We start from the raw sequence: 5,489 nt of genomic DNA, 5'->3' as shown, positions 1-5,489 counted from the left end.
GCGAGGCCCTGACCACGCTGGCGCTGGCGCTCGCGGTGCTCGGCCTCTGCCTGATCGGCGGGGTGCTGGCGCAGGTGCGCCTCGGCCTCGCGCCGCTGCAGCGCCTGCGCGCGGACCTCGCCGAGGTGCGTGCCGGGCGGCGCGAGCGGGTGCCGGTGGCGCAGCCGACGGAGATCCGGCCGCTGGTCGCCGAGCTCAACGCGCTGCTGGACCAGAACGCGGCCAACCTCGATCGGGCCCGCACCCATGTCGCGAACCTCGCCCACGGCCTCAAGACGCCGCTCGCCACCCTGACCCTGGCGCTCGCCGACCCGGCCCGCGACGCCGACGGCACCTTGAGCGACCTCGTCGGCTCGATGGACCGGCAGGTCCGCCACCACCTGCGCCGGGCGCGCGCCGCGGCGCTGGAAGGCACGGCCCGCGGCCGGATCGACCTCGCGAGCCCTGTCGGGGACCTCGCCGCGACGCTGGGGCGGCTGCATGCGGCCAAGGGCGTGCGGATCCAGGCAAACCTCGCCGAGGGGTTGGCCGTGGGATGCGAGGCGCAGGACCTCGACGAGATGCTCGGGAACCTGATGGACAACGCTTGCCAGTGGTGCCGCGGCGAGGTCCGCGTCTCGGCGGCCCCGGCCGAGGGGGCGGTGGCGATTCGCGTCGAGGACGACGGGCCGGGCCTCGATCCGGCCGAGGCGGCGTCCGTCCTGCGCCGCGGGCAGCGGCTCGACGAGAGCGTGCCGGGCAACGGCTTCGGCCTGTCGATCACCCTGGAGCTGGCCGAGCTCTACGGCGGCGGCCTGACGCTCGACCGGTCCGGCCTCGGCGGCCTGCGCGCGACCCTCGTTCTGCCGGGCTAGAGCCGAACGCGGAAAGCTCTCGACGGCACGAAGCCGGAGGGCTGATTCGGTCTGGATGGGGAGGGAGGAAACGTGGCGCGGGCGACGGGACTCGAACCCGCGACCTCCGGCGTGACAGGCCGGCACTCTAACCAACTGAGCTACGCCCGCACGGCGCATCCGCTCGAAGGCCCGGTGGGCCTCGGCGACGAGCGGGGGTTTATGTGGGGGGGCAGGGAGTGTCAAGCGCGAGCTTGCCACGCGGAGCGCGATTGTCCGCATGGCCCGATCCCGGTGCCGCCGGGCCGGCTCGGACCTTGCCGGGCCTGCGCCGATCTGCCGTGTTGGCGAAGGCCTGACACAGCGCCACCTGTCTGTCTCAAGCCGCGATTGTGCGACGCGCAAACGGCTTGTTTCACCGGGTCGGCTCGACTAAGCCTCGGCCCGCGCGCACTCTGGCATTGGAGCAATTCCATATCGCCGTTCGGTGAAACTCAGGGCGGCGCAGTCCAGCGCGTGAGAGGTGTCGCATGACCGGTCTCCTGGCGGATTACCTGCCGCTCATCGTGTTCCTCGGCGTATCGCTGTTCATCGCGGCGGCTCTCCTGGTGGCCCCGTTCCTGGTGGCCTATTCGAGCCCGGATCCGGAAAAGCTCTCGGCCTACGAGTGCGGCTTCAACGCCTTCGACGACGCCCGCATGAAGTTCGACGTGCGGTTCTACCTCGTCGCCATCCTGTTCATCATCTTCGACCTCGAAGTCGCCTTCCTGTTCCCCTGGGCCATCACGTTCGGGGATCTCGGCTGGTTCGGCATGTGGTCGATGATGGCCTTCCTCGGGGTCCTCACCGTCGGCTTCGTCTACGAGTGGCGCAAGGGCGCCCTCGAATGGGATTAGCCCGCGTCGTCGCCCCGCCCGTCCGCTCCTGAGGCATCCATGGCCTTCACTCCCGAACTGTCCCGCGCCCCGGCGATCGCGCCGCAGGCCAAGGGGCTCGTCGACCCGAACACCGGACGTCCGATCGGCGCGGACGACCCGACCTTTCTGACGATCAGCGCCGAGCTCGCCGACCGCGGGTTCCTGATCACCTCCACCGACGACCTGATCAACTGGGCCCGCACCGGCTCGCTGATGTGGATGACGTTCGGGCTGGCCTGCTGCGCCGTCGAGATGATGCAGATGTCGATGCCGCGCTACGATTGCGAGCGCTTCGGCTTCGCCCCGCGCGGTTCGCCCCGCCAGTCCGACGTGATGATCGTCGCCGGCACGCTGACAAACAAGATGGCCCCGGCGCTGCGCAAGGTCTACGACCAGATGCCGGAGCCGCGCTACGTGATCTCGATGGGGTCCTGCGCCAACGGCGGCGGCTACTACCACTATTCGTATTCGGTGGTGCGCGGCTGCGACCGGGTCGTGCCGGTCGACATCTACGTTCCGGGCTGCCCGCCGACGGCGGAAGCGCTGCTCTACGGCGTGCTGCTCCTGCAGAAGAAGATCCGCCGCACCGGCACGATCGAGCGCTGAGGTGACGCGATGACCAACGGCATCTCGATCCTCGCCCACACCCAGCCGGTCTCCGGCGACGCGGCGCTGCAGGCGCTGTCGGACCACGTCGCCGGTGCGCTCGGCCCGGCGGTGGTCGAGCGCACCATCGCGCTCGGCGAGCTGACGCTGATCGTCCAGGCCTCGGACATCGTCTTCGCGCTGACGTTCCTGCGCGACGATCCGGCCTGCGCCTTCCGGAACTTCATCGACATCTGCGGCGCCGACTATCCGAGCCGCGCCGAGCGCTTCGACGTGGTCTACCACCTGCTCAGCCTGCGTCACAATTGCCGCATCCGGGTCAAGGTGCGCACCGACGAGGTCACGCCGGTCCCTTCCGTGATCGAGGTGTTCCCGGCGGCCAACTGGTACGAGCGCGAGACCTACGACCTCTACGGCATCCTGTTCTCGGGCCACCCGGACCTGCGCCGGCTGCTCACCGATTACGGCTTCGAGGGCCACCCCCTGCGCAAGGACTTCCCGCTCACCGGCTTCGTCGAGGTCCGCTACGACCAGGATGAGGCGCGGGTGGTCTACGAGCCGGTGAAGCTGACGCAGGAATTCCGGAACTTCGACTTCCTGTCGCCGTGGGAGGGCACCGAATACGTGCTTCCCGGCGACGAGAAGAAGACGGCTTGAGCGCGAATAGCGAATAGGGAGTGGCGAATAGGGGGTGGGTCGTGGACCGTGCGACGATCAACTCCTATCGGGATCTGAAGGTTTGGCAGGACGCAATGACGCTGGCTGAAGCATGCTACGGTGAGACGCGGTCGTTCCCGCGTGAGGAGACGTTCGCCCTGACGTCACAGATCCGTCGCGCTGCCGCATCCATCGCGGCCAACATCGCCGAAGGGCATGGCCGCGAGACCCCGGGGGCGTTCGTCCAGTTCCTGCGCGTGGCACAGGGTTCGCTGAAGGAACTCGAGACCCACGTGATTCTCTCGAGCCGCGTCGGTCACATGAAGGCGCCATCCGCCGCCGGTCTGCTCGCGCGCTGCGACGACCTCGGCAAAATGGTGCGTGCGCTGATCCGCTCCCTTCAGAAATCGCCGGACGGCAGGTAGGGCCTCAATCATGACGACGAACCCCTATTCGCTATTGGCTATTCGCTATTCGCCCTTCGGCAGCGCCGGAGTTCAGGCATGACCGAGCATAACATCCGCAACTTCGCGATCAATTTCGGGCCGCAGCATCCGGCGGCGCACGGCGTGCTGCGCCTCGTGCTGGAGCTCGACGGCGAGGTGGTCGAGCGCGTCGATCCGCATATCGGCCTGCTCCATCGCGGCACCGAGAAGCTGATCGAGTACAAGACCTACCTCCAGGTCACGCCGTATTTCGACCGGCTCGACTACGTCTCGCCGATGAACCAGGAGCATGCCTTCTGCCTGGCGATCGAGAAGCTCGCGGGCATCGAGGTGCCGCGGCGGGCCCAGCTCATCCGCACCCTGTTCTGCGAGATCGGCCGGCTGCTCTCCCACCTCCTGAACGTCACGACGCAGGCGATGGATGTCGGCGCGCTGACGCCCCCGCTCTGGGGCTTCGAGGAGCGCGAGAAGCTGATGATCTTCTACGAGCGGGCCTCGGGCGCCCGGCTCCACGCCAACTACTTCCGTCCCGGCGGCGTGCACCAGGACCTGCCGCCCGCGCTGATCGACGACATCGAGGCGTTCTGCGACCCGTTCCTGCAGGTGGTGCAGGACCTCGACGACCTCGTCATGTCCAACCGCATCTTCAAGCAGCGCAACGTCGACATCGGCATCGTCTCGGTGGACGAGGCGATGGCCTGGGGCTTCTCCGGCCCGATGGTGCGCGGCTCCGGCATCCCGTGGGACCTGCGCAAGTCGCAGCCCTACGAGTGCTACGAGGAGATGGAGTTCGACATCCCCGTGGGGAAGAACGGCGACACCTACGATCGCCAGGTGATCCGCATGGAGGAGATGCGGGAATCCGTGAAGATCATGCGGCAATGCTGCGTCAAGCTGCGCGAGCCGGCGGGGCAGGGGCCGATCGCCTCGATCGACGGCAAGTTCGCGCCGCCGCCGCGCCGGGAGATGAAGCGCTCGATGGAAGCGCTCATCCACCACTTCAAGCTCTACACGGAAGGGTTCCACGTGCCCGCCGGCGAGGTCTACGCCGCGGTCGAGGCGCCCAAGGGCGAGTTCGGCGTCTACCTCGTCTCCGACGGCACCAACAAGCCGTATCGCTGCAAGATTCGCGCTCCGGGCTTCGCCCACCTCCAGGCGATGGACTGGATGTGCCGCGGGCACCTGCTCGCCGACGTGTCCTGCGTGCTCGGCACGCTCGACATCGTCTTCGGCGAGGTGGACCGGTGAGCTGGAAGGGCCAGAACTGATATGTCGAACCGCAGGCTCGCCCCCGCCGCCGAGCAGCCCGAGAGCTTCGCGTTCACGCCGGAGAACGCGGACTGGGCCAGGGGCCAGATCGAGAAGTACCCGGAGGGCCGCCAGGCCTCCGCCGTGATCCCGCTGCTGTGGAAGGCGCAGGAGCAGAACGGTGGCTGGCTGCCGCGGCGCGCGATCGAGGCGGTGGCCGACGAGCTCGGCATGCCGCACATCCGCGTGCTCGAGGTCGCGACCTTCTACACGATGTTCGCGCTGGAGCCGGTGGGCCGGTTCTGGATCCAGCTCTGCGGCACGGTGCCGTGCGATTCCTGCGGCGCGCGCGAGCTGAAGGACATGCTGCACGCCCGCCTCGGCGCGCCGGGGCACGTGTCCGCCGACGGCAACTTCTCCTGGCTGGAGGTCGAGTGCCTCGGTGCCTGCTGCAATGCGCCGATGGTGCAGATCAATCAGGACTACTACGAGGACCTGACGCCCGAGAGCCTCGGCCGGCTGATGGACGACCTCGCCGCCGGCCGTCCGGTCAAGGTCGGCTCGCAGACCGGCCGCGTCTCGTCGGAGCCGCAGGGCGGCGCCGCGACGCTGACCGACGCGACGCTGTTCGACGGGTCGCGCGTCGGCGCCTGGCGCCAGCGCTTCGAGGACAAGAGCAAGGCCGAGGGCGAGGAGGCCCGGGGCAAGGACGAGGCCGCCTCGACCGAGGCGCGCGCGGCGAGCGAGCCGAAGATCGCCAAGCCCGATGCCGGCCGCGCCGT

The 5,489-nt window shown here is 68.8% G+C and carries 7 protein-coding genes and 1 tRNA gene; 7 read left to right on the top strand and 1 reads right to left on the bottom strand.

Features of this window, described 5'->3' with window-relative positions; all coding sequences use genetic code 11:
• The coding region (locus tag FV223_RS19020) for a sensor histidine kinase (protein WP_147728472.1) at positions 1 to 854 on the top strand (854 nt) is incomplete at its 5' end.
• Between the two features lie 73 nt (positions 855 to 927).
• Here FV223_RS19020 and FV223_RS19015 read toward each other — a convergent pair.
• Positions 928 to 1,004, bottom strand: a tRNA-Asp gene (locus tag FV223_RS19015).
• Positions 1,005 to 1,363: 359 nt separating this feature from the next.
• Between FV223_RS19015 and FV223_RS19010 the strand changes: the two genes are divergently transcribed.
• The 6 genes from FV223_RS19010 to nuoE all read left to right on the top strand — a co-directional run.
• Positions 1,364 to 1,729: an NADH-quinone oxidoreductase subunit A gene (locus FV223_RS19010; RefSeq protein WP_147728471.1), complete on the top strand. Its 366-nt coding sequence runs from the start codon at positions 1,364 to 1,366 to the stop codon at positions 1,727 to 1,729.
• Between the two features lie 39 nt (positions 1,730 to 1,768).
• Positions 1,769 to 2,356 (top strand): NADH-quinone oxidoreductase subunit B, encoded by a 588-nt coding sequence (locus FV223_RS19005; protein WP_147728470.1) that lies wholly within the window; start codon positions 1,769 to 1,771, stop codon positions 2,354 to 2,356.
• A gap of 9 nt (positions 2,357 to 2,365) precedes the next feature.
• Positions 2,366 to 3,013 carry an NADH-quinone oxidoreductase subunit C gene (locus tag FV223_RS19000; protein WP_147728469.1) on the top strand — a complete coding sequence of 216 codons (648 nt, stop codon included), beginning with the start codon at positions 2,366 to 2,368 and terminating at the stop codon, positions 3,011 to 3,013.
• A gap of 41 nt (positions 3,014 to 3,054) precedes the next feature.
• Positions 3,055 to 3,438 carry a four helix bundle protein gene (locus FV223_RS18995; RefSeq protein ID WP_147728468.1) on the top strand — a complete coding sequence of 128 codons (384 nt, stop codon included), beginning with the start codon at positions 3,055 to 3,057 and terminating at the stop codon, positions 3,436 to 3,438.
• Between the two features lie 78 nt (positions 3,439 to 3,516).
• Entirely contained in the window at positions 3,517 to 4,707 is a 1,191-nt protein-coding gene (locus FV223_RS18990) for an NADH-quinone oxidoreductase subunit D (protein ID WP_147728467.1), read from the top strand.
• Positions 4,708 to 4,728: 21 nt separating this feature from the next.
• A partial coding sequence (gene nuoE, locus FV223_RS18985; protein ID WP_147728466.1) for an NADH-quinone oxidoreductase subunit NuoE occupies positions 4,729 to 5,489 on the top strand: 761 nt, incomplete at its 3' end.

Source organism: Methylobacterium sp. WL116 (assembly GCF_008039455.1).
Taxonomy (GTDB): Bacteria; Pseudomonadota; Alphaproteobacteria; order Rhizobiales; family Beijerinckiaceae; genus Methylobacterium.
The sequence above is the reverse complement of the archived record's forward strand: the minus strand, read 5'-3'. Positions and strand labels throughout refer to the sequence as shown.

What these genes read in the sequence shown, in the direction of transcription:
- FV223_RS19010 (WP_147728471.1), top strand. Translation starts at nt 1,364, where the DNA reads ATGACCGGTCTCCTGGCGGATTACCTGCCGCTCATCGTGTTCCTCGGC.
- FV223_RS18990 (WP_147728467.1), top strand. Translation starts at nt 3,517, where the DNA reads ATGACCGAGCATAACATCCGCAACTTCGCGATCAATTTCGGGCCGCAG.
- FV223_RS19000 (WP_147728469.1), top strand. Translation starts at nt 2,366, where the DNA reads ATGACCAACGGCATCTCGATCCTCGCCCACACCCAGCCGGTCTCCGGC.
- FV223_RS19005 (WP_147728470.1), top strand. Translation starts at nt 1,769, where the DNA reads ATGGCCTTCACTCCCGAACTGTCCCGCGCCCCGGCGATCGCGCCGCAG.